General features: G+C 65.3%; 22 protein-coding genes. 19 read left to right on the top strand and 3 right to left on the bottom strand.

Annotation, left to right across the window (positions count from 1 at the left end; translation table 11 throughout):
- Positions 1 to 16 precede the first annotated feature (16 nt).
- Positions 17 to 382 carry a DUF1844 domain-containing protein gene (locus tag E3O45_RS05560; protein ID WP_104132443.1) on the bottom strand — a complete coding sequence of 122 codons (366 nt, stop codon included), beginning with the start codon at positions 380 to 382 and terminating at the stop codon, positions 17 to 19.
- Positions 383 to 671: 289 nt separating this feature from the next.
- Here E3O45_RS05560 and infC point away from each other — a divergent pair, with 289 nt between their 5' ends.
- The 17 genes from infC to argH all read left to right on the top strand — a co-directional run bounded on the left by infC (position 672) and on the right by argH (position 18,537).
- Positions 672 to 1,298, top strand: a complete 627-nt coding sequence (infC, locus tag E3O45_RS05555; protein ID WP_104127223.1) for a translation initiation factor IF-3 — start codon at positions 672 to 674, stop codon at positions 1,296 to 1,298.
- Entirely contained in the window at positions 1,291 to 1,485 is a 195-nt protein-coding gene (rpmI, locus tag E3O45_RS05550; protein ID WP_092341054.1) for a 50S ribosomal protein L35, read from the top strand. The genes infC and rpmI overlap by 8 nt, the downstream gene beginning before the upstream one ends.
- A 36-nt stretch (positions 1,486 to 1,521) precedes the next feature.
- Entirely contained in the window at positions 1,522 to 1,914 is a 393-nt protein-coding gene (rplT, locus tag E3O45_RS05545) for a 50S ribosomal protein L20 (RefSeq protein ID WP_092449848.1), read from the top strand.
- A 125-nt stretch (positions 1,915 to 2,039) separates the two neighbouring features.
- Positions 2,040 to 2,840, top strand: coding sequence for an RNA methyltransferase (locus E3O45_RS05540; RefSeq protein WP_092449846.1), 801 nt, complete (start codon positions 2,040 to 2,042; stop codon positions 2,838 to 2,840).
- Positions 2,841 to 3,103: 263 nt separating this feature from the next.
- Positions 3,104 to 3,892: an amino acid ABC transporter ATP-binding protein gene (locus tag E3O45_RS05535; protein WP_134442406.1), complete on the top strand. Its 789-nt coding sequence runs from the start codon at positions 3,104 to 3,106 to the stop codon at positions 3,890 to 3,892.
- Between the two features lie 51 nt (positions 3,893 to 3,943).
- The gene (locus E3O45_RS05530) at positions 3,944 to 4,816 is read left to right on the top strand and encodes a glutamate ABC transporter substrate-binding protein (RefSeq protein WP_134442404.1); all 873 of its coding nucleotides are present in this window, start codon (positions 3,944 to 3,946) and stop codon (positions 4,814 to 4,816) included.
- A gap of 145 nt (positions 4,817 to 4,961) precedes the next feature.
- Positions 4,962 to 5,609 (top strand): amino acid ABC transporter permease, encoded by a 648-nt coding sequence (locus E3O45_RS05525; protein ID WP_134343670.1) that lies wholly within the window; start codon positions 4,962 to 4,964, stop codon positions 5,607 to 5,609.
- Positions 5,606 to 6,520, top strand: a complete 915-nt coding sequence (locus tag E3O45_RS05520) for an amino acid ABC transporter permease (protein WP_134442402.1) — start codon at positions 5,606 to 5,608, stop codon at positions 6,518 to 6,520. The genes E3O45_RS05525 and E3O45_RS05520 overlap by 4 nt, the downstream gene beginning before the upstream one ends.
- Positions 6,521 to 6,540: 20 nt before the next feature.
- Complete coding sequence (pheS, locus tag E3O45_RS05515) at positions 6,541 to 7,599, top strand: phenylalanine--tRNA ligase subunit alpha (RefSeq protein WP_134442400.1); 1,059 nt, start codon at positions 6,541 to 6,543, stop codon at positions 7,597 to 7,599.
- A complete protein-coding gene (gene pheT, locus E3O45_RS05510) occupies positions 7,599 to 10,193 on the top strand; it encodes a phenylalanine--tRNA ligase subunit beta (RefSeq protein WP_134442398.1) in 2,595 nt (864 codons plus the stop codon). Before pheS ends, pheT begins: the two co-directional genes overlap by 1 nt.
- Positions 10,194 to 10,363: 170 nt before the next feature.
- Positions 10,364 to 11,410 (top strand): N-acetyl-gamma-glutamyl-phosphate reductase, encoded by a 1,047-nt coding sequence (gene argC / locus E3O45_RS05505; RefSeq protein WP_134442396.1) that lies wholly within the window; start codon positions 10,364 to 10,366, stop codon positions 11,408 to 11,410.
- Positions 11,407 to 12,588: a bifunctional glutamate N-acetyltransferase/amino-acid acetyltransferase ArgJ gene (argJ, locus tag E3O45_RS05500; protein ID WP_134442394.1), complete on the top strand. Its 1,182-nt coding sequence runs from the start codon at positions 11,407 to 11,409 to the stop codon at positions 12,586 to 12,588. Before argC ends, argJ begins: the two co-directional genes overlap by 4 nt.
- Before the next feature lie 2 nt (positions 12,589 to 12,590).
- Complete coding sequence (gene argB / locus E3O45_RS05495) at positions 12,591 to 13,499, top strand: acetylglutamate kinase (protein WP_134442392.1); 909 nt, start codon at positions 12,591 to 12,593, stop codon at positions 13,497 to 13,499.
- Positions 13,496 to 14,677 (top strand): acetylornithine transaminase, encoded by a 1,182-nt coding sequence (locus E3O45_RS05490; protein WP_134442391.1) that lies wholly within the window; start codon positions 13,496 to 13,498, stop codon positions 14,675 to 14,677. Before argB ends, E3O45_RS05490 begins: the two co-directional genes overlap by 4 nt.
- A 96-nt stretch (positions 14,678 to 14,773) precedes the next feature.
- Positions 14,774 to 15,703 (top strand): ornithine carbamoyltransferase, encoded by a 930-nt coding sequence (gene argF, locus E3O45_RS05485; RefSeq protein WP_134442389.1) that lies wholly within the window; start codon positions 14,774 to 14,776, stop codon positions 15,701 to 15,703.
- A gap of 196 nt (positions 15,704 to 15,899) precedes the next feature.
- The gene (locus tag E3O45_RS05480) at positions 15,900 to 17,099 is read left to right on the top strand and encodes an argininosuccinate synthase (RefSeq protein ID WP_134442387.1); all 1,200 of its coding nucleotides are present in this window, start codon (positions 15,900 to 15,902) and stop codon (positions 17,097 to 17,099) included.
- Between the two features lie 7 nt (positions 17,100 to 17,106).
- Positions 17,107 to 18,537 carry an argininosuccinate lyase gene (gene argH / locus E3O45_RS05475; RefSeq protein WP_241985239.1) on the top strand — a complete coding sequence of 477 codons (1,431 nt, stop codon included), beginning with the start codon at positions 17,107 to 17,109 and terminating at the stop codon, positions 18,535 to 18,537.
- A 120-nt stretch (positions 18,538 to 18,657) separates the two neighbouring features.
- On the opposite strand, the gene E3O45_RS05470 is transcribed toward argH, so the two are convergent.
- Together E3O45_RS05470 and E3O45_RS05465 are read right to left on the bottom strand one after the other, a co-directional pair.
- Entirely contained in the window at positions 18,658 to 19,257 is a 600-nt protein-coding gene (locus E3O45_RS05470; RefSeq protein ID WP_134442383.1) for a hypothetical protein, read from the bottom strand.
- Positions 19,254 to 19,883 (bottom strand): DNA-binding protein, encoded by a 630-nt coding sequence (locus E3O45_RS05465; protein WP_134442381.1) that lies wholly within the window; start codon positions 19,881 to 19,883, stop codon positions 19,254 to 19,256. Before E3O45_RS05465 ends, E3O45_RS05470 begins: the two co-directional genes overlap by 4 nt.
- Positions 19,884 to 20,028: 145 nt before the next feature.
- Between E3O45_RS05465 and tyrS the strand changes: the two genes are divergently transcribed.
- Together tyrS and E3O45_RS05455 are read left to right on the top strand one after the other, a co-directional pair.
- Complete coding sequence (gene tyrS / locus E3O45_RS05460; RefSeq protein WP_134442380.1) at positions 20,029 to 21,330, top strand: tyrosine--tRNA ligase; 1,302 nt, start codon at positions 20,029 to 20,031, stop codon at positions 21,328 to 21,330.
- A gap of 60 nt (positions 21,331 to 21,390) precedes the next feature.
- Entirely contained in the window at positions 21,391 to 21,930 is a 540-nt protein-coding gene (locus tag E3O45_RS05455; RefSeq protein ID WP_092449814.1) for a GNAT family N-acetyltransferase, read from the top strand.
- Positions 21,931 to 22,364 lie beyond the last annotated feature (434 nt).

Genomic DNA, 22,364 nt, shown 5'->3' with positions numbered 1-22,364 from the left:
TTCGTAAGGGGAGGAATCAGTTGACCGGGCCGGTGAGCTTCTCGCCGGGGCCTTCGCCGATCGCGTCGGGAAAGGCGGACGCCTCGCGGAACGCCAGCTGCAGTGAGCGCAGCCCGTCGCGCAGGCTACCCGCATGAAGGCTGGAGATGTCGGGAGCGGCAGCCGTGACCAGCCCGGCGAGAGCAGTGATCAGTTTGCGCGCCTCGTCAAGGTCGATCTGGGCATCGGGATCGTCGGCGAGCCCGCACTTGACGGCGGCCGCACTCATCAGGTGCACCGCGGCCGTGGTGATGATCTCCACAGCGGCCACATCAGCGATATCGCGCGTGGCCTGTGCTGCATCCTGCTCAAAATCCGTATCTTGCTCAAAACTAGGGCTCACTGCATTCCTCTGCTATGCTCGTCTTTGGTTCCGGGACAATAGTCTCGGTACGAAAGTGGAGAATCTCCCACCCGCGCATACCGCTTCATCAAGGTTACCGGGTAGATTGCACTCCGCCGTCGCGTTATCGCCTCCCTCGGGAAGATGGCAGCGTGAGGGTAGACAGGGTGCCGTGTGGAACACGTCAACGAAAAAGTCGGCGTGGAAATCGCGTGATTTTCCTCTCTTCGTCCCCAGGCGGCATCCGCTGTCTGGTTGTGATCACGAAGTTAACCAAGAGGAGAGACGCATCAGCGATCCCCGTACAAATGACCGTATACGCGTCCCCGAAGTTCGTCTCGTTGGTCCCAACGGCGAGCAGGTCGGGGTCGTGGCGATTGATGTTGCCCTGCGCCTGGCACAGGATGCCGACCTCGACCTCGTCGAAGTTGCACCCGAAGCCAAGCCGCCCGTGGCCAAGATCATGGACTACGGCAAGTTCAAGTACGAGGCTGCGCAGAAGGCCAAGGAGGCCAGGCGCAACCAGGCGAACACGATCCTGAAAGAGGTTCGTTTCCGTCTCAAGATTGATACGCACGACTACGAGACCAAGCGCAAACGCGCCGAAGGCTTCCTGAAGAGCGGTGACAAGGTCAAGGCCATGATTCTTTTTCGTGGCCGTGAACAGTCCCGGCCTGATCAGGGCGTACGACTGCTCCAAAAATTTGCCGAGGATGTCGCCGAGTACGGTTCCGTGGAATCGACTCCGATGATCGACGGTCGAAACATGGTCATGGTGATTGGCCCGTTGAAAAACAAGTCAGAAGCCAAGGCCGAGATCAACGCCCACAAGGCTGCCGAGAAGGCAGACAAGGTCGCCGATAAGGCAGACAAGGTTGCCGACAAGGCAGCGAAACAGGAGGAACCACATGCCTAAGATGAAGACCCACTCCGGAACCAAGAAGCGTTTCAAGGTCACCGGAAGCGGAAAGATCATGAAGCAGCAGGCCGGACTTCGTCACAACCTCGAAGTCAAGAGCACGCAGCGCAAGTCCCGTTTGAACCAGGACCAGGTGCTGGCCAAGTCAGACCAGAAGGTCATCAAGAAGCTTCTCGGTCTGTAACACCAGGCCCCCGTAACGAATAAGGATTTGTAAAAAATGGCAAGAGTAAAGAGGGCCGTAAACGCCCACAAGAGTCGCCGCGTTATTCTCGAACGCGCCAAGGGCTACCGCGGTCAGCGTTCACGCCTGGTCACCAAGGCGAAGGAGCAGCTCACTCACTCCTTCACCTACAGCTACCGTGACCGTCGTGCACGCAAGGGTGACTTCCGTCGCCTGTGGATCCAGCGGATCAACGCTGCGTCGCGCGCGAATGGCCTGACCTACAACCGTCTGATCCAGGGCCTCGGCCTGGCTGGCATCGAGGTTGACCGTCGTATCCTCGCCGACCTGGCCGTCAACGAGGCAGCGACGTTCGCCGCCCTCGTCGAGAGCGCCAAGGCAGCCCTTCCCGCCGACACGTCGGCACCGAAGGTCGCCGTCAAGGCGTAATGCTTCACCGTGATTGACCACCACCGGCTGCCTCCTGGGCGTGAATGTGGTGAATCGGTCAGAGTTCCACAGTGAGGAGCGGGCGACCTGGTCGCCCGCTCCTTTTCTGCAAGTAAACTTGGCACATGCTTGATAATCCACGTTCACCGCGCGTCCGTGCCGTCGCAAAACTTGCCAAGCGCGACGCGCGCCTCGAGTCCGGTCTCTTTCTACTCGAAGGCCCGCAGGCCGTCTCAGAAGCCCTCACCTTTCGCCCAGAGCTCGTCGTAGAGCTGTTCGCCACGCCGACCGCGCTCGATCGCTATACCGATCTGGCCCAGAAGGCCGTCGACGCCCAGGTCGAGGTGGAGTTCGTCTCCGAAGAAGTACTCGAGGCCATGGCCGATACGGTCACCCCGCAGGGCTTCGTGGCTGTCTGCCACCAGTTCCCCACCTCGGTCAAGAAGATCTTCAACGCGGGCCCCAAGCTCGTCGCCATTCTCGAAGAGGTGCGCGACCCCGGCAACGCCGGCACCATCATTCGGGCAGCGGATGCCGCTGGCGCGGACGCCGTCATCCTCACCGGTCGCAGCGTTGACCTGTACAACCCCAAGGTCATCCGTTCCTCGACCGGCTCCATTTTTCACCTCCCCGTCGCCATCGCGGCTGATCTCTCCGACGTGCTGGACCGTGCCCGCTCCGCCGGCCTGCAGCTGTTCGCTGCCGACATCAAGGGTTCCGACCTGCTTTCCGCCCGCAATGAGGGGCTGCTCGCCGCTCCGACGGTGTGGCTGTTCGGCAACGAGGCCCGCGGCCTGACCGACGAAGACCTCGCCCGGGTCGACCGCAGCGTCAGCGTGCCGATCTACGGCGAGGCTGAGTCGATGAACCTGGCGACCGCGGCATCCGTTTGCCTGTATGAAAGCGCGTTCGCCCAGCGCGCCTGACCTGCCCTTCCGCACAAAAACCCGATGCCCGGACAGCTCCGTCCGGGCATCCGGCATGCCCGGGGCGAGTGTGCTCGGGCATGGCCGAGCCGACCCTTTTTCTGCGGCGGCCGAGCCGCTGGAGGGGTCGGCTGGTGCCCGGCCGGAGACCGCCGGCAGACCTGCTACATAGCACAGACAACCGATGCCTGGACTGTTACAAATGCGTTACTGTCCGGGAATTTGGCACCCCTCATCCGGTGATCTGTTCTAAGTTGGAGGGTATGGAGCCAATAGATTCGTCCCCGGCCACCTCGAATATCACCGTTCGTCGGGGCGAACCGCTAGTCGTCGTCAAGGACATCAACAAGCACTACGGAGAACTGCACGTTCTCAAGAACATCAACGCCGTGGTCAACCGCGGCGAGGTGGTCGTCGTGATCGGACCGAGTGGGTCGGGAAAATCGACGCTCTGCCGGGCCATCAACCGCCTCGAGACCATCGATGACGGCGTCATCACCATCGATGGCGTCAAGCTTCCGGAAGAGGGCAAAGCCCTGGCGCACCTGCGTGCGGACGTCGGCATGGTCTTTCAGGCCTTCAACCTGTTTGCGCACAAGACCGTGCTCGAGAACGTCACGCTCGGACCGATCAAGGTGCGCGGCATGTCGAAAGCGGATGCCGAGACGAAGGCGATGGCACTGCTCGACCGTGTCGGAGTAGCCAACCAGGCGCAGAAGATGCCCGCACAGTTGTCCGGTGGCCAGCAACAGCGCGTCGCCATCGCGCGTGCCCTGGCCATGGATCCGAAGGTCATCCTTCTCGACGAGCCGACCAGTGCCCTCGACCCGGAGATGATCAATGAGGTGCTCGAGGTCATGGTCGACCTCGCCAACGACGGTATGACCATGATCGTCGTGACGCACGAGATGGGCTTCGCCCGCAAGGCCGCAGACCGCGTCATCTTCATGGCGGAGGGCGAGATCGTGGAGGAGACCACGCCCGAGGAATTCTTCACCAACCCCCAAAGCACGAGAGCGAAAGACTTCCTCTCCAAAATACTTGCCCACTAATCGGTGGACAGGGTTTACACAGCAGCAGTACCAGCAATCAGGAGAAAAACCATGAGACTCAAAAAAGGTCTAGTGATTTCGGCCATTGCGATCGCAAGTGCGCTCGTGCTCAGTGGCTGCGCGGACTCGGGAGCCCCCACCGGCGACGCCGCCCCCGTGGAGACCGCGGTGTCATTCCCCGAGGGAAGCACCATGGCCCGCCTGGCCGACGCCGGTTCCATCAACATCGGAACAAAGTTCGACCAGCCGCTGTTTGGCCTGCTCGGCCCCAGCGGCGACCCCGTCGGCTTCGACGTTGAGATGGGAAAGCTCATCGCGGCCAAGCTCGGCATCCCGGCATCGGGCATCAACTGGAGTGAGACCGTTTCGGCCAACCGCGAGCCGTTCATTGAGAACGGCCAGGTCGACCTCGTGATCGCGACCTACACGATCAACGACACCCGCAAAGAGGTCGTGTCCTTCGCCGGACCGTACTACTCGGCCGGACAGGACCTGCTCGTGCTCGCGGGCAACCCCGACAAGATCACCGGCCCCGAAGACCTCGCCGGCAAGAAGGTGTGTACCGTGAGCGGTTCCACCTCGGAGAAGAACATCGCCGAGTACACGACCGATATCATCGCCTCGGATACCTACTCCAACTGCCTCGGTCCGCTGCGCAGCGGTGAGGTCGCCGCAGTGACCACCGACAACGTGATTCTGGCCGGCCTGGCCGACCAGAATGCCGGACAGTTCGAGGTCGTCAACAACGCATTCACCGAAGAGCCCTACGGCATCGGCCTCGCGCATGACGACACCGAGTTCCGCAACTTCATCAACGACGTGCTCGAAGAAGCGTATGCGGACGGAAGCTGGGTCTCGGCTTGGGAATCCACCGCCGGCACCGTGCTCGACACCCCCACCCCGCCGGCCGTCGACCGCTACTAGGTCGACCCCTGCTAATCGCTAGCTAGCTCGCGCTAACCAGCATTGAGCCGTGGCGATCCGCCCAGGGGCGGGTCGCCACGGTGACGAAATCAGCATGTTCCACGCATAGACCACAGACAGACAGACAAAGACGAGGAGGTGAGTTGTGGACGCAGTCATCGACAACCTGCCGCTGTTCCTGGAAGGCTTCCGGAACACCCTGGGCCTGCTTCTCATCGCCGGAGTCGGCGCATCCGTTATCGGGCTTGTTGTCGCAGCGATGCGCATCTCGCCGATCTCGTCCTTCCGTGTGTTCGCAACCGCCTACACGGAACTTGTTCGCAATACTCCGCTGACGCTCGTACTGTTCTTTTGCGCCTACCTCCTGCCCCTTCTGGAGTTCAGCCCCGGATACTTCCAGCTGGCAGCCATCGGGCTCACGGTTTACACCTCGCCCTTCGTCGCCGAGGCACTTCGGTCCGGCGTCAACGGCGTGCACGTGGGGCAAGCCGAAGCAGCACGCAGTGTGGGCCTCACCTTCGGGCAGACCCTCACGTTCGTGGTGATGCCCCAGGCCATCCGCATGGTGGTGCCGCCACTGATCAATGTGCTCATCGCTCTCACCAAGAACACGTCGGTCGCCGGTGCGTTCTTCGTCTTCGAACTGTTCGGCGCGGCTCGCAAGGTGACCAATGACCGTGGTGATGCCGTCATCCCGATTTTGCTCGCGGTCGCAGCGTTTTACCTGGTCATCACCATTCCTCTTGGCCTGATCGCCGGCAGGATCGAGAAGAAGGTGGCGGTGCTCCGATGAGTTCTGTACTGTACGACGCCCCCGGACCGAAGTCCCGCGCGCGATCGCGTCTCATCTCCGTTGTCGGCACGATCATCCTGGCCGGTGGCCTGCTCGCCCTGATTGTGGTGCTCGGCCTGCCCAAGACCAGCGCCAACGGTGCGGTGCAGCCCGGCCTCTGGGATATCAGCCGCTGGGACGTCTTCAATGACCTGCTGGTCTGGCGTACCCTCGGGTTGGGCGCGCTTGCGACGCTGCGCATGGCCGCGGTCGCCGCCGTCTTCGCACTCGTGATCGGAGTGCTGTTCTCCTTCGGGCGATTGTCGGCATCCGCTTGGATCCGGGTGCCCACCACGGTGCTGCTCGAATTCTTCCGCGGCATGCCCGTACTGCTCATGATGCTGTTCATCCTCCTGGTGTTCTCCACCGGTTCGTTCTGGGCGGGTGTGGCTGCCCTGTCTGTCTATAACGGTGCCATCATCGGTGAGGCGCTCCGCGCCGGGATCAACGCCCTGCCGCGCGGGCAGCGCGAGGCTGGACTCGCCATCGGCCTGACCCCGGTGGCCACCCGGTTCCGCATTGAGTTCCCGCAGGCCTTTCGCCAGATGCTGCCGATCATCATCGCCCAGCTGGTCGTTCTACTCAAGGACACGTCGCTGTCCTTCATCGTGGGCTACAACGAACTGCTTCGGGCCGGGCTCAACCAGCTCGCCAATTTCTTCGGCGAGCAGTACAAATTCTCGTTTTTCTTCATTGTGCTCGCCATCTATCTGGCCATGAACCTGTCACTGTCCTGGCTGGCACGCCGAATTGCCAAGCGCACCGGCCCGCAGGCCGGCAGCGTCACCAAGGACGACTCGGTATCTCCGATTGACCCAGTGCAGGCCGACCCGCGCGCGCTGGGTGCCCAGAGCAGAAGCCAGGGCGCCTGAGGCAGGTAAACTCAGGGACTGTGTCTGATTCCGCTGGTCCCATCGACCCACCCGCCATTACCGAAGAGGCAGTGAACGCCGCGGTTGACGCCGCACTGGCCGCCATCGCCGAAGCCGTTACGACCGCCGCGCTGAAGCTCGTACGCAGCGAGCACGCAGGGGAGTCCTCTCCGCTGTCGAAGCTCAATGCCCTCATGCGCAGCGTGCCCGGCGACCAGAAGGCCGCTGCCGGCAAGCTCGTCGGCCAGGCCCGCGGCGCCGTGACCAAGACGCTGACCGCCCGCGAAGACGAGATCGGTGCGATTGAAGCCGCCGCCCGGCTGCTCGCCGAAACGGTGGACGTGACGGCAGCGGCATCCGCTTGGAAGGCCGGGGCGCGGCATCCGATTTCACTGCTGACCGAACGGGCCGCCGACGTGTTTGTGGCCATGGGCTGGGAAGTAGCCGAAGGACCGGAGCTCGAGAGCGAATGGTTCAACTTCGACGGGCTCAACTTCGACGAAGACCACCCCGCCCGCGCCATGCAGGACACCTTCTTCGTCGAACCGACGGATGCCCACCTCGTTTTGCGCACGCAGACCTCGCCCGTGCAGCTGCGCGCGTTGCTCAGCCGCGAGCTTCCGGTGTACGTCGTCGCACCTGGACGGGTGTTTCGCACCGACGAACTCGACGCGACGCACACGCCGGTGTTCCACCAGATCGAGGGCATCGCCATCGACAAGGGCCTCACCATGGCGAACCTGCGCGGCACGCTCGACCACTTCGTGCAGGCCTTGTTCGGCCCCGAAGCCAAGGTACGCCTGCGCCCGAACTACTTTCCGTTCACCGAACCGAGCGCCGAGCTCGACGTCTGGCACCCGACCTTCAAGGACGGCGCGCGGTGGATCGAGTGGGGCGGCTGTGGCATGGTGCACCCCAACGTGCTGCGCTCCGCCGGAATCGACCCCGAGGTGTACTCCGGGTTCGCGTTCGGCGTCGGCGTGGAACGAGCAGTGATGTTTAGAAATGACGTAAAGGACATGCACGACATGGTCGAAGGCGATATCCGGTTCAGCCAGCAGTATGGGATGACGATCTAATGCGGGTACCACTGTCCTGGCTCGGCGAATTCGTCGACCTCGCGCCCGGCACGACGCCGGAAGACGTGCACGCCGCTCTCGTCAGTGTCGGCCTCGAAGAAGAAGAGATCCACCGCTTCGAGGTGTCCGGCCCGATCGTGGTCGGCGAGGTACTCGAATTCGTCGGCGAAGAGCAGAGCAACGGCAAGACCATCAACTGGTGCCAGGTGCGCGTAGCCCCCGAGGGCGAACTCGCCGCCGACGGCGGCCCGGCGGTGCACGGCATCATCTGTGGCGCGCACAACTTCGCCGTCGGCGACAAGGTCGTTGTGACCCTGCCCGGCGCCTCGCTGCCGGGACCGTTTCCGATCGCCGCCCGCAAAACGTACGGCCACGTCTCCGACGGTATGATCGCCTCGGCCCGTGAACTCGGCCTTGGCGACGAGCACGACGGCATTCTGCTGCTGTCATCGCTCGGCATCGACGCCCCGGTGGGAACGGATGCCATCCCCCTGCTGGGCCTGGACGACAGCGCCGTCGAGATCAACGTGACGCCTGACCGCGGCTACGCCTTCTCCATTCGCGGCGTCGCCCGCGAATATTCGCACGCGACCGGCGTACCGTTTCGGGACCCCGCACTCGCCCTCACCGTCGTGGCCCCGGTCACTCGGTTCCCGGTCACGATCGACGACCAGGCCCCGATTCGGGACCGGACCGGTGCGACGGTGTTCGTGACCCGCGTCGTGCGCGGCGTCGATCCGACCCGGCCAACCCCGGCCTGGATGATCGCCCGGCTGGGGCTGGTCGGCATCCGCTCGATCTCGCTCGTAGTCGACGTGACCAACTACGTGATGTTCGAGCTCGGCCAGCCGCTGCACGGCTACGACCTCGACAAGCTGGCCGGCGGCATCATCGTGCGACGCGCGACCGCCGGCGAGAAATTCACCACGCTCGACGCCGTCACCCGCACGCTCAACATCGAAGATCTGCTGATCACCGACGAATCCGGGCCAATAGGCCTGGCCGGAGTGATGGGCGGGGCGAACACCGAGATCAGCTCGGAGACCGTCAATGTGCTCGTCGAGGCCGCCAACTTCGACCCGGTGTCCATTGCGCGCTCGGCCCGCCGCCACAAGCTGCCCAGCGAGGCGAGCAAGCGGTTCGAACGCGGCGTCGACCCGCAAGTTGCTGCCGTTGCCGCCGCCCGCGTGGTGCAGCTGCTGGTGGAACTTGCCGGGGGAGTTGCCGACGACCTCGGGTCGGTTTACAACGAGGCGCCGGCCGCACAGCCGATTCTGCTGCCGACCGGATTCGTGTCGGGTCTGATCGGCTTTGCCTACACCGGGGATGAGGTGCGTGCTGCCCTGGTCGACGTCGGTGCCTCCCTCGAGGAAGCCGACGGCGACCTGCAGGTCACTCCGCCGACCTGGCGCCCCGACCTCACCGACAAGTGGACCCTGGCCGAAGAGGTCGCCCGCATTGTCGGGTACGACAAGATTCCTTCGGTTCTGCCGGTCGCGCCGCCCGGCCGCGGCCTGACGCACACCCAGACGCTGCGCCGCACGGTCGCGCAGACCCTCGCCGCCACCGGCCACAGTGAGGTGCTGACCTATCCGTTCGTCTCCGAGCAGGCGAACAACCTGTTCGGTGTGGCCGTCGTGCCGTCGCAGACGGATGCTGACAGCACCGACGGTGCTGCGGCATCCGCTGCCCCGATCGCGGTGCCCCAGATGAAGGTCGCCAACCCGCTCGACGGTGAGGCGCCGTACTTGCGCACCTCGATCCTGCCCGGAATGCTGCAGATCGCGCACCGCAACCGTTCTCGCGGGCTGGTCGATGTGGCCATCTACGAGCAGGGCCTGGTCTTTCGGCCCGTGGCCGGGGTGAGCTACGGCATGGCTGTGCTTCCCGCCGGGGCCGCACGACCGAGCACGCAGGATGAGGCGGCGCTGAACGCGGGAATTGTGCCGCAGCCGCTTCTGGTCGGCGTCGTTCTCATCGGCAACGACGTGCGGCACCAGCCGGGTCAGGCTGCCGTCGCCGCCGGCTGGCAGTCGGCGCTGGCCGCCGTGCAGCAGGTGGCGCTGGCCACCGGGGTGCGCATCGAGGTTCGTCAGGGTCGGCATCCGGCGATGCACCCCGGGCGCACCGCCGAACTGTTCGTCGCTGCTCCGGGCACCGCCGCCACGGCGTCGGTCGGATTTGCCGGCGAACTTTTGCCCGCGGTAGCCGACGACTACGACCTGCCCGCAGTCGTCGCCGTCGCAGAGATTAACCTCGCGCTCGTCTTCGCGCAGGCCGGAGTGATCAATACGGTCACGCCGATCCGCACGATGCCCGCCGCCACCCAGGACCTCTCGCTCGTCGTGCCGGCCTCCGTGCCGGCTGCTGACCTGCGTGCGGCCGTGGCGGAGGGCGCCGGTGACCTGCTCGAGAGCATCGAACTGGTCGATGACTACCGCGGTGCCGGAGTCGAACCCGGCCAGAAATCACTCACCTTCGCGCTGCGTTTTCGCGGCGAGGAACGCACGCTGACCGCTGCCGAAGCCAGCGCTGCGCGCCTGGCCGGTGTCGCTCTCGCGGCCGACCGGTTCGGTGCGACCCTGCGCGAGTAAACGCTGGTGAGCGGATGCCGCGGCCCGACCCTGCGGGGTCGGCCCGCGGCATCCGCTGTTCGGGCTGCGAGGTGCAGCGTTCGGAAGCGGCCGGGACCGCACCGAACTCGCGCATGACGCCGCGCGCCGATGCGGAACCGGGGCCGCCGGGGCCGCGCTAGGTTTAACCCATGGTTTTTTCGGTGGCAGTGGCGGGCGCGAGCGGGTATGCGGGCGGCGAACTGCTGCGGCTGCTCGCCGGACACCCCGAATTCGAGGTGCGCACGGTCACCGCGCACAGCAATGCCGGGCAGCTCCTCATCGATGTGCAACCATCGCTGCGTTCTCTCGCCCACCTGACCCTGGTCGACACGACTCCGCAAAACCTCAGCGGGCATGACGTCGTCTTCGTCGCCCTGCCGCACGGAAAATCCGGCGAGCTGACCGCGCACCTGCCGGCCGACACCCTCGTCATCGACTGCGGCGCAGACCATCGCCTCGAGAACCCCGACGACTGGGCCGCGTTCTACGGCGGCGACTACTTCGGCGCCTGGAGCTACGGCGTACCCGAACTGCTGATCGGCACCGGCAAGCAGCGCGACCGACTGGTCGGTGCCCGCCGCATCGCCGCCCCCGGTTGCAACGCCAGCACGGTCGCCCTCGCCCTGGCTCCCGGCATCCAGGCCGGCGTGATCGAGGCGCAGGACCTCGTCGCGGTGCTCGCCGTCGGCCCGAGCGGTGCCGGCAAGAGCCTGAAGCTACCCAACCTCGCGGCCGAGATCCTCGGCTCGGCCAACCCCTACGCCGTCGGCGGCACCCACCGGCACATTCCCGAGATCGTGCAGTCGCTGCGCTGGGCCGGCTCTGAAACCAACGCCACCATCTCGTTCACCCCGGTGATCGTGCCGATGGCCCGCGGTATCCTCGCCACCGCGACCGCTCGAATTGTGCCGGGCACCAGCGCCGCGGCCGTGCGCGCCGCCTGGCAGAGCGCCTACGCCGACGAACCGTTCGTGCACTTGCTGCCCGAGGGGCGCTTTCCGCGCACGGCTGACGTTCTCGGCGCGAACACCGCCCTGATCGGCCTGGCCGTCGACATAGCAGCCGGCCGGGTCGTCACGATCACCGCCATCGATAATCTTGTTAAGGGCACCGCAGGCGCTGCCATCCAATCCGCCAACATTGCCCTGGGCCTGACCGAAACGCTCGGTCTGACCCTGAATGGAGTTGCTCCGTGAGTGTCACCCTTCCCGCCGGTTTTGCTGCTGCCGGTGTCACCGCCGGCCTGAAAAAGTCCGGCGGGCTCGACCTCGCCCTCGTGCAAAATCTCGGTCCGCTGCAGAACGCCGCGACCGTGTTCACGAGTAACCGCTGCCAGGCCAACCCCGTCATCTGGAGCACCCAGGTCATGAGCGACGGCCGGGTCAGCGCGATCGTGCTCAACTCGGGCGGTGCTAACTGTTATACCGGCAGCATCGGCTTCCAGACCACCCATGCCACCGCCGAAGCGGTCGCCACGCGCCTCGACATCTCCTCCGGCGACGTCCTGGTCTGCTCCACCGGGCTGATCGGAGAACAGCTCGACCTCGACCTGGTCACCGCCGGCGTCTGGGACGCTACCCTCGCCATCAAAACGGATGCCGCCACCACGCCCGACGCCGGCCTCCTGGCCGCGCAAGCGATCATGACCACCGACACTCGCCCGAAGCAGGCCTCCCACACCTCGCCTCACGGCTGGAGCATTGGCGCAATGGCCAAGGGTGCCGGTATGCTCGCGCCGGGACTGGCCACGATGCTTGTCGTCATCACGACCGACGCCGTGCTCAGCTCGACCGACCTCGACACTGCGCTCCGCGCGGCGACCCGGGTCACTTTCGACCGCCTCGATTCTGATGGCTGCATGTCGACCAACGACACCGTGAGCCTGCTCTGCTCCGGGGCGAGTGCCGTCCCCACCGACCACGCGGAATTCAGCAAAGCGCTCACCGACACCTGCCGCGACCTGGTCCTGCAGTTGCAGGGTGATGCCGAGGGCGCCGCGCACGACGTGGCGATCACGGTCACCAACGCCGTCTCCGACGACGAAGCCGTCACCGTGGCCCGCGCTGTCTCGCGTAGCAACCTGTTCAAGTCGGCCATCTTCGGCAACGACCCCAACTGGGGCCGCGTGCTCGCCGCCGTCGGAACGGTACCGGTTCAGGACGCCGCATTCGACCCCTACGGCATCGATGTCGCCATCAACGGTGTGCAGGTCTGCACAGCGGGGGAGCCCGACCAGCCGCGCGAACTCGTCGACCTCTCGGGCCGCGCCGTGACTGTATTGATCGACCTGCACGCGGGTAGTGAAACGGCCACGCTGTGGACCAACGACCTCACCCACGATTACGTCGAAGAGAACAGCGCGTACTCGAGCTGAATATGACCGACATCACCCACGCAGACGAAACCAGCCAGGCCGAAGCATCCGTTAAAGCGGCGACGCTGATCGAAGCGCTGCCCTGGCTCAAACGCTTTCACGACCAGATCATCGTCGTAAAATTCGGCGGCAACGCCATGGTCAGCGAAGAGCTGCAACGTGCCTTCGCTGAGGACATGGTCTACCTGCGCTACGCCGGAATTCGCCCGGTCGTCGTGCACGGCGGCGGCCCGCAAATCTCGGCCATGCTCAAGCGCCTCGGCATCGAGAGCGAGTTTCGCGGCGGCTACCGGGTGACCACGCCCGAAGCGATGGACGTGGTGCGCATGGTGCTCACCGGCCAGATCAACCGCGACCTGGTCAGCCACATCAACCAGCACGGTCCGCTCGCCGCCGGACTGTCCGGCGAAGACGCCGGCCTGTTCCGCGGAAGACGCCGCGGCGTGGTCATCGACGGCGAAGAAGTCGACCTCGGACTGGTCGGCGACGTCATCGACGTCGACCCCGAAGCGGTGCTCGCCCAGCTCGCGGCAGGCCGCATCCCGGTGGTCTCGTCGATCGCCCCCGATACGGATGTCCCCGGCCAGTCCCTCAACGTCAACGCCGACGCTGCTGCTGCCGCACTCGCGATCGCGCTCGGCGCGGCGAAGCTCGTGATTCTCACCGACGTCGCCGGGCTGTACCGAGACTGGCCGAACCGGGATTCGCTGGTGTCGATCATCGACGTGGTCGAGCTGCGCGGTCTGCTTCCGCAGCTGGAATCGGGCATGATCCCCAAAATGACCGCCTGCCTCGACGCCGTCGACGGCGGCGTCGCCAAGGCCGCGATCATCGACGGGCGAGTGCCGCACTCGATCCTGCTCGAAATTTTTACTGGAAGCGGCATCGGCACGGAGGTAGTACCCGCATGACTCAACATCCCTGGCAAGACCGTTTCGCCGATGCGATGATGAAAACCTTCAGCCCGCCGTTGGCCATGCTCGTGCGCGGTGAGGGCTGCTATGTCTGGGATGAAAAAGGCACCCAGTATCTCGACTTTCTGGCCGGCATCGCCGTGAACTCGCTCGGCCACGCCCACCCCGAGGTCGTCGCCGCCGTCACGAAGCAGATCGGCACGATCAGCCACGTCTCCAACTATTTCGCCACGCCGCCGCAGATCGAACTGGCCGAACGTCTCAAGCGCATCACCGGCGCCGGCGACGAAGGTCGGGTTTACTTCTGCAACTCCGGTGCCGAGGCCAACGAGGCCGCGTTCAAACTGGCCCGCCTCAACAATAAGGGCCACCGCAACCGCATTATTTCGCTGCACGACTCTTTCCACGGTCGCACCATGGGAGCCCTCGCACTCTCCGGCAAACCGCACATGCGCGAGGCCTTCGAACCGGTTCCCGGCGGCGTCGAACACATCGACAGCACGATCAAGGCACTCGAAGCGACCATCGACAACACCGTCGCCGCACTGTTTCTCGAACCGGTCAAGGGCGAGGCCGGCGTCATCGACCTGCCCGATGGCTATCTGAAGCGTGCGCGGGAGCTGTGCACCGAGCACGGTGTGCTGCTCATCCTCGATGAGATCCAGACCGGAATCGCTCGTTCCGGCGCCTGGTTCGCCTACAACCACGCCGATATTCTTCCGGATGCTGTCACCATCGCCAAAGGGATGGGCGGCGGTGTGCCGATTGGTGCGCTGGTCACCTTTGGCTGGGCCTCCGAGCTGTTTCGCCGTGGCCAGCACGGCTCGACCTTCGCCGGGAATCCGCTGGTGACCGCGACCGCGAACGCGGTGCTCGGCGTGATCGAACGCGACGATCTCGCCGCCAACGCCACCTTAAGGGGCCAGCAGCTGCGCGAGATCATTCTCGGTTTCAAGTCTCCCTGGATCGAGGAAGTGCGTGGGCGTGGACTGCTGCTCGGCATCGGCCTGACCGAACCGGTTGCGTTGAAGCTGGGAGCTGCCGCTTTGGCCGAGGGCCTGATCGTCAACGCCGCCAATGAGACCAGCATTCGAATCGCCCCACCGCTGATCGTGGGTGACACCGAGATCGCCGACTTCCAGGACCGGTTCGGGCGAGCCCTGGCCAGCCTCTAGGCTGGACGAATCCCTCTGTGCTTGCTGGGAACCGTGCGGGGCCGCTGGAGCGGCATCCGCTTGCCCGCTAAAAGCATTCCAACCGAAAGTGACACCGTGACCCGCCATTTCCTGCGCGACGACGACATCTCCCCGGCCGAACAGGCCGAGATTCTCGACCTGGCCCTGGAGCTGAAGCGAGACCGATTCGCGGTGCGCCCGCTCAATGGCCCGCAGACCGTCGCGGTCATTTTCGACAAGTCTTCGACCCGCACTCGGGTGTCCTTCGCGGTCGGCATCGCCGACCTCGGCGGCAGCCCGCTCATCATCAGCACCGCGAACAGCCAGCTCGGCGGCAAGGAAACCGCCGCCGACACCGCTCGCGTGCTGGAACGCCAGGTCGCCGCAATCGTCTGGCGCACCTACGGTCAGGCCGGACTCGAAGAAATGGCGCTCGGTACCACGGTGCCGGTCATCAACGCGCTCAGCGATGATTTTCACCCCTGCCAGCTGCTCGCCGACCTGCTCACCATCCGGGAACACCGCGGCGACTTGGCCGGCCAGACCCTCGCCTTTCTCGGCGACGGCGCCTGCAACATGGGCCAGTCCTACCTGCTCGCCGGCGCGACAGCGGGGATGCACGTGCGTATCGCGTCGCCGGTCGGGTATACCCCCACCGATCAGGTCGTAGCGGATGCGACCGCCATCGCCGCCCAGACCGGCGGCTCGGTCGCGCTGTTCACCGACCCGCGCGAGGCCGTCACCGGTGTCGATGTGGTCATCACCGATACCTGGGTGTCGATGGGTAAGGAAGAGGAGAAGGCCGCGCGCCTCGGCGACCTCGGCCGGTACCGGGTCGACGCGGAACTGATGAGCCTAGCCAAGCCGGGCGCGCACTTCATGCACTGCCTACCGGCCGACCGCGGCTACGAGGTGACCGCCGACGTCATCGACGGCCCGCAGAGCATCATCTGGGACGAGGCGGAGAACCGCCTGCACGCCCAGAAGGCGCTGTTGGTCTGGCTGCTCGCCCACAACGCGGCCTGACCGACCCGAGCGCGGCCATCCGCTCTCATGCTTTCTGACCGGGCCCGGGCCCGGTCACTGGGCCCACGATAGATCATGGGCCCGCTTTCCGGGCCCGGGCCCGGAAAGAGCGAGAGAAGCGGGCGGGCGACCGGGCGACCGGGGGGCCGCGCCACAGCACGTAAACTTTAGACAGATCAAGATTTTAGGGAGAACCATGGCGGAACGCGTTGTACTCGCATACTCGGGCGGACTGGATACCTCGGTCGGCATCGGCTGGCTCAAAGATGCCACCGGCAAAGAGGTTGTAGCCCTCGCCGTCGACGTCGGACAGGAGGGCGAAGACATGGACGTAATCCGTCAGCGCGCCCTCGACTGCGGCGCCGTCGAATCCATCGTCATCGACGCCAAGGACGAGTTCGCCAACGACTACATCATTCCGACACTCAAGGCCAACGCCCTGTACCAGAAGCGTTATCCGCTGGTCTCGGCCATCAGCCGCCCGCTGATCGCCAAGTACCTCGCCTCCACCGCCAAGGAACTCGGCGCCGACAGCGTCGCCCACGGCTGCACCGGTAAGGGCAACGACCAGGTTCGATTCGAAGCCGCCGTCGCCGCGCTCGCCCCCGAGCTGACCTCGCTCGCCCCGGTGCGCGACTTCGCGCTGACCCGCGACAAAGCCATCGAGTACGCCGCCAAGCACGACCTGCCCATCGTGCAGTCCAAGAAGAGCCCGTACTCGGTTGACCAGAACGTCTGGGGTCGCGCCGTCGAGACCGGATTCCTCGAAGATCCGTGGAACGCGCCGATCGAAGACCTCTATACCTACACGCAGGACCCGTCGATCACCCGCGCCCCGACCGAAGTCGTCATCTCCTTTGAGCAGGGTGTGCCCGTCGCCATCGACGGCAAGAAGGTCACCCCGCTGCAGATGATCCAGCTCATGAACCGTCTCGCCGGCGACCAGGGTGTCGGTCGCATCGACATCGTCGAGGACCGTCTGGTCGGCATTAAGAGCCGTGAAATCTACGAAGCCCCCGCGGGAATGGCGCTCATCGCCGCCCACGAAGAGCTCGAGAACATGACCGTCGAACGTGACGTCGCCCGCTACAAGCGCGGCGTCGAGAGCAAATGGGCCGAGCTCGTCTACGACGGCCTGTGGTTCTCCGGCCTGAAGAAGAGCCTCGACGTGTTCATCGAGGACACTCAGAAGTACGTGACCGGCGACATCCGTTTGAAAATGCACGCCGGCACTGCCGTCGTCACGGGGCGTTCGAGCACGACCAGCCTGTACGACTTCAACCTCGCCACCTATGACACCGGCGACTCCTTCGACCAGACCATGGCCAAGGGATTCATCGAACTGTGGTCGCTGCCGAGCAAGGTCGCCGCACGACGCGACGCCGCCGCGAAGTAGGGCATCCGTGTCGAGTGAGAAAAACCGCGCCGGCCGAGCTGGTGCCCTCTGGGGCGGCCGTTTCGCCGGGGGACCGTCGCCGGAACTGGCACGGCTGAGCAAGTCGACCCAGTTCGACTGGATGCTGGCCGAATACGACCTGCAGGGCAGCCGCGCGCACGCCAGGGCCCTCGCCGCCGCCGGATATCTCACCGACACCGAATTGAACCAGATGGTCGGCGCGCTCGAACAACTCGAGCGCGCCGTCGTGGCCGGCGAATTTCTGCCAGCCGAAGCCGATGAAGACGTACACTCCGCCCTCGAGCGTGGCCTCATCGACATCATCGGCGTCGAGGTGGGCGGCAAACTTCGCGCCGGCCGCAGCCGCAATGACCAGGTCGCAACGCTTGTGCGCATGTGGCTGCGCGACCACGCCGCCATTCTCGCGTCCCTCGTCATCGAACTGATCGACGCCCTCGCCGCTCAGGCCGAAGCGCACTCCGGGGCCATCATGCCCGGCCGCACCCACCTGCAGCACGCCCAGCCGGTGCTGCTCGCCCACCACCTGCTGGCGCATTGCTGGCCGCTGGTACGCGACCTCGACCGCTTCGCGGACTGGGGCCGGCGAGCGGATGCGTCCCCCTACGGTTCCGGCGCCCTTGCCGGTAATACCCTCGGTCTCGACGCGCATCTCGTCGCCGTCGACCTGGGCTTCGCCGCCGTGGTTGAGAACTCCATCGACGGCACCGCGAGCCGCGACCTGGTCGCCGAATTCGCCTACATCACCGCGCAAATCGGCATCGACATGTCGCGGCTGGCCGAAGAGATCATTCTCTGGAACACCCGCGAATTCGGGTTCGTCACCCTCGACGACGCCTATTCCACCGGGTCCTCGATCATGCCGCAGAAGAAGAATCCAGACATCGCCGAGCTCGCTCGCGGCAAGTCGGGCCGCATGATCGGCAACCTCACCGGGCTGCTCACCACGCTCAAGGGCCTGCCGCTCGCCTACAACCGCGACCTGCAGGAAGACAAAGAGCCGGTCTTCGACTCGATCCAGACCCTCGAAGTACTGTTGCCCGCCTTCACCGGCATGGTCGCGACCCTCACCTTCCACACCGAGCGGATGGCCGAGCTCGCGCCGCAGGGGTTCTCCCTCGCCACCGATGTCGCCGAATGGCTGGTCAAACGCCACGTTTCGTTCCGTGATGCGCACGAGATCACCGGTTCCCTGGTGAAGTTCGCCGAGACGAACGGACTCGACCTGCACGAGGTCGACGACGCGGCGCTGCTGGCGATTTCGCCGCACCTCGTTCCGGAGGTGCGCGAGGTGCTCACCATCCGCGGATCGGTCGACAGCCGCGACGGCGCCGGCGGAACCGCGCCGGTGCGCGTCGCCGAGCAGCGGGCCCACCTGGTCAACCGGGTACGCGACCTGACGGCGGCGCTCAGCCGGTAACCGTGCCGAACGCGTCCAGCCCGGCTGACGAGTCAGTGGGGTTGGCGCGTGGAATCGTGTCCCCGTGGTGGTTTTGGATGCCGGGGGAGGCATCCGTTCAGGCCGTCGAAAAGAGCGGCGCTAGACCAGTGCCATCGGCACGAGGGCAGCGCAGGCACAGGCCCAGGTGAGGCTCGACAGGGTGCCGATGATGAACCTCTCACGCGATTCGGCCGCGGCCAGCTCGGTGAACCGGCCGACACCCTTGATGGCGACGACGACGGCGATGGCCTCGGGGAAGCCGGCCAGAATAGCGCCGGCCACGGCGAGACGTTCCAGGATGCCGATGGTCACACCCCCGCGCAGCACCTCGTGGGTCTCCGGGTCACTGAGTCCGGCCATGGTCGGGGCCGGTTTTCCGGCGTTCAGAACCATGATTCCACCGTGCTGGCCCGGCGGCACCGAGTTGTTGGTGGCGAGATCGAGGGCGAGTACCGCGACGGGGCCGCCGCCGATGACGGCGAGGGCCAGGGCGAGCATGCCGAGCACAATGCCGAAAGCGCTCGGGCCGGGCCCGACGGGGACAGCGGCCAACACCAGCGCGACGGCCAGTCCAGCGATGGCGGCGACGGCGTAGAGCTGCCGATGCAACTTGAAGGCGATCGCGGCGCTGGTGAGCGCGGCGAGGGTGACCAGGAGTAGGGCGACCCAGTATAGAAACGTGAGAACGGTGAAAGTCATGCGGGTTCCGTTTCGTTCGGGCCGGTGGTGGGGCCAGCATCGAGTTGCTCTAGCAGCCTAACCAACGCCGGCCGTGCGGCCTGCTCGACCCGGTACTGCGCCGCTTTGAGCCGCTGGCTCACGGCTCCGGTGGTGATGCCGAGCCTGTCCGCGATGTCGGTCTGGGCCAGTCCGCTTTCGAACAGATCACCGGCCCGCCAGCCCTGCGGGGAGCGGCGTTGACGCAGCAGCAGGAGCATGGTGAGGAGTGCCTCGATGCCGGGGGCTGCGGCATCCGTGTGACCGACGTCGAGCGCAAAGTGCGCCTCGGTCTTCTTGGCCCGAAGTACGGCCTCGCGGGCTGCGATGAACGCGCCACCGGTGGCCTGCCGGGTCGACGCCGGCAGGGGAGTGCGTACGGTGCCCACCCCGAGTCCGACGCTCCAGTGGCCGGAACGGTGCAGCGTGAGAATGGCGTCGAGCGTCGGCCGGGCCGTCGAGACAAGCAATTGGATCTCATCGCCCGCCGTCTGGTCGGGCGGCAGACTGTATGCGTGCGGGCTCTGGTCCACGAGTCGCGCGATCATTTCCCGCGCTCGATCGTGATCGTTGCGGCTGTCAATCTGGTCAGCGGTGATGACAAACATGGGCTGAGGCTCCGTCCTGCATTCAGCATAATTCAGGTCACAGGCTAAATCAAATGAGATATAGGTTTTAGGCTAAATTGCTCGTCGAGACGGGCGGATGCCGCCCGCAACTCGTCGAGACCGCCACGGCTGGTAATCTGAACGCGTGTCAGACCCCACCATCCTCGCCCAGCAGACCAACGATCCCTCTTTCGATTCCGTCTGGGAGGAGATCAACTGGCGCGGCCTCGTGCACGTCTCCACCGACGAGACCGAGCTCAAAGCGCTGCTCGATGGCGGTCCGATCACCTACTACTGCGGATTCGACCCGACCGCGCCGAGCCTGCACCTCGGCAATCTCGTGCAGCTGCTGCTAATGCGGCGCCTGCAGCTGGCCGGGCATCATCCGCTTGGACTGGTCGGCGGATCCACCGGACTCATCGGGGATCCGCGCCCGACCGCCGAGCGCACGCTGACCCCGACCGATACCGTCGCAGAATGGGTCGGCTACCTGCAGGCCCAGGTTTCGCGGTTCTTGAGCTCAGAGGGCGATAACGCCGTCACCCTGGTGAACAACCTGGACTGGACCGCACCGCTTTCCGCGATCGATTTTCTGCGCGAAATCGGCAAATACTACCGCGTCGGCACGATGCTCAAAAAGGATGCTGTCAGCGCGCGGCTAAATTCTGATGCCGGCATTAGCTACACCGAATTCAGCTACCAGATTCTGCAGGGCCTGGACTACCTCGAACTGTTCCGCAGCTACAACTGTGTGTTGCAGACCGGTGGCAGCGATCAGTGGGGCAATCTCACGAGCGGAACCGATCTCATCCGTCGGGCCGAAAGCGGCAGCGTGCACGCGATCGGCACGCCGCTCATCACCAACAGCGACGGCACCAAATTCGGCAAGAGTGAGGGCAACGCGGTCTGGCTCGACCCCAACCTGACGAGCCCCTACGCCTTTTACCAGTTCTGGCTCAACACTGACGATGCCGACGTGGTTTTTCGGCTCAAGGTGTTCACGTTTCTGTCACGGATCGAAATCGATCGGTTCGCCGAGCTTGTCGAAAACGAACCGTTCCGCCGGGAAGCGCAGCGCCGACTCGCCCTCGAGGTGACCAGCCTCGTGCACGGCCAGGCGGCGACGGATGCTGCCATCCACGCCGCCGAGGCGCTGTTCGGCCAGGGCGACCTTGCCGAACTCGACCCCGATACCCTCGAGGCCGCGCTGCGCGAACTTCCGCACACCACGACGGCGCCGCACGCCACCGTATTGCAGCTGCTCGTCGACACGGAATTGTCGAAGAGTCTCGGTGAAGCGCGCCGCGCGGTGCAGCAGGGCGGGGTCTACCTGAACAACGAGAAGGTCACGAGCGTCGACCTGACCATCGAAGGATCGGTGCTTCCCGGGGGAGTGGCTGTACTGCGTCGCGGCAAGAAGACGCTCGCCGGAATTTTCGTCGAGTAGCTGTCTCGAGGCGCGAGCTCGGTGCAGGGGTCGGGCAGGTGTGGGTGGCAAGATGTCGACGTGGACACTCTTCGAACCGAACGCCTGCTGCTGCGCCCCTGGACCCTCGATGACACCGACTTCGTCTTCGGGTTGTACTCGTTGTGGTCCGTGCAGCAACACATCGGGTTGCATCCGCGGGTGATGACCGACCGCGCCGAGGCGATCGCCGTGATCACCCGGTGGCAGGGAATGGAACACCCCATTCACGCCATCAGGGCCGTAACGGATGCTGACACCGGCGAAATCTTCGGGAACCTGCTGCTCAAGTCGATCCCAGCCTCGAGCCCGGTCACGCCGCTTGAACCGTCGGGGGATACCGAGATCGGCTGGCACTTTCACCCGAACGCGTGGCACCACGGCTACGCGACCGAGGCGGCATCCGCTGTACTGGCCGAAGGGTGGAAGACGGGACTCGACCGGGTGGTGGCCGTGACCACCCCGAGCAATCGTCCGTCGCAACGGGTCTGCCTGCGCATCGGTATGACGCACAAGGGGAGAACCGACCAGTACTACAACTCCGTGAGCGAGCTCTTCGTCGCCGAGGCCCCCGCGACTTAGCCGTCTCCAGTGGGGTGTGGCACCCCGCCCCGCCCTGCCCCGTCACCCGCAGCCAGCCCCGGTCGATCCAGCCATGGATATGTTCGGGGCCCGGGCCCGGAAACTGGGCCCATGTTCTATCGTGGGCCCGGTTCCGTAAGGTGGGCCCGGTCGTCGAGTCGGGGAGCGGATGCCCGCCTTCTCGCGTCTTCCCGGGCCCGGGCCGGGGCCCGGTAACCGGGCCCATGTTCTATCGTGGGCCCGGTTCCGTAAGGTGGGCCCGGTCGTCGAGTCGGGGAGCGGATGCCCGCCTTCTCGCTTCTTCCCGGGCCCGGGCCCGGTAACCGGGCCCATGATCTATCGTGGGCCCGGTTCCGTAAGGTGGGGCCGGTCGTCGAGTTGGTGGTGGGGGAGCGGGTTCGTGGTTCTCGCTGGTCGAGGAGTGGGGCCGTTTT

The organism is Cryobacterium sp. TMS1-20-1, assembly GCF_004402355.1.
GTDB classification, from domain to species: domain Bacteria; phylum Actinomycetota; class Actinomycetes; order Actinomycetales; family Microbacteriaceae; genus Cryobacterium; species Cryobacterium levicorallinum.
This window is presented reverse-complemented; position numbering and strand designations above follow the sequence as displayed.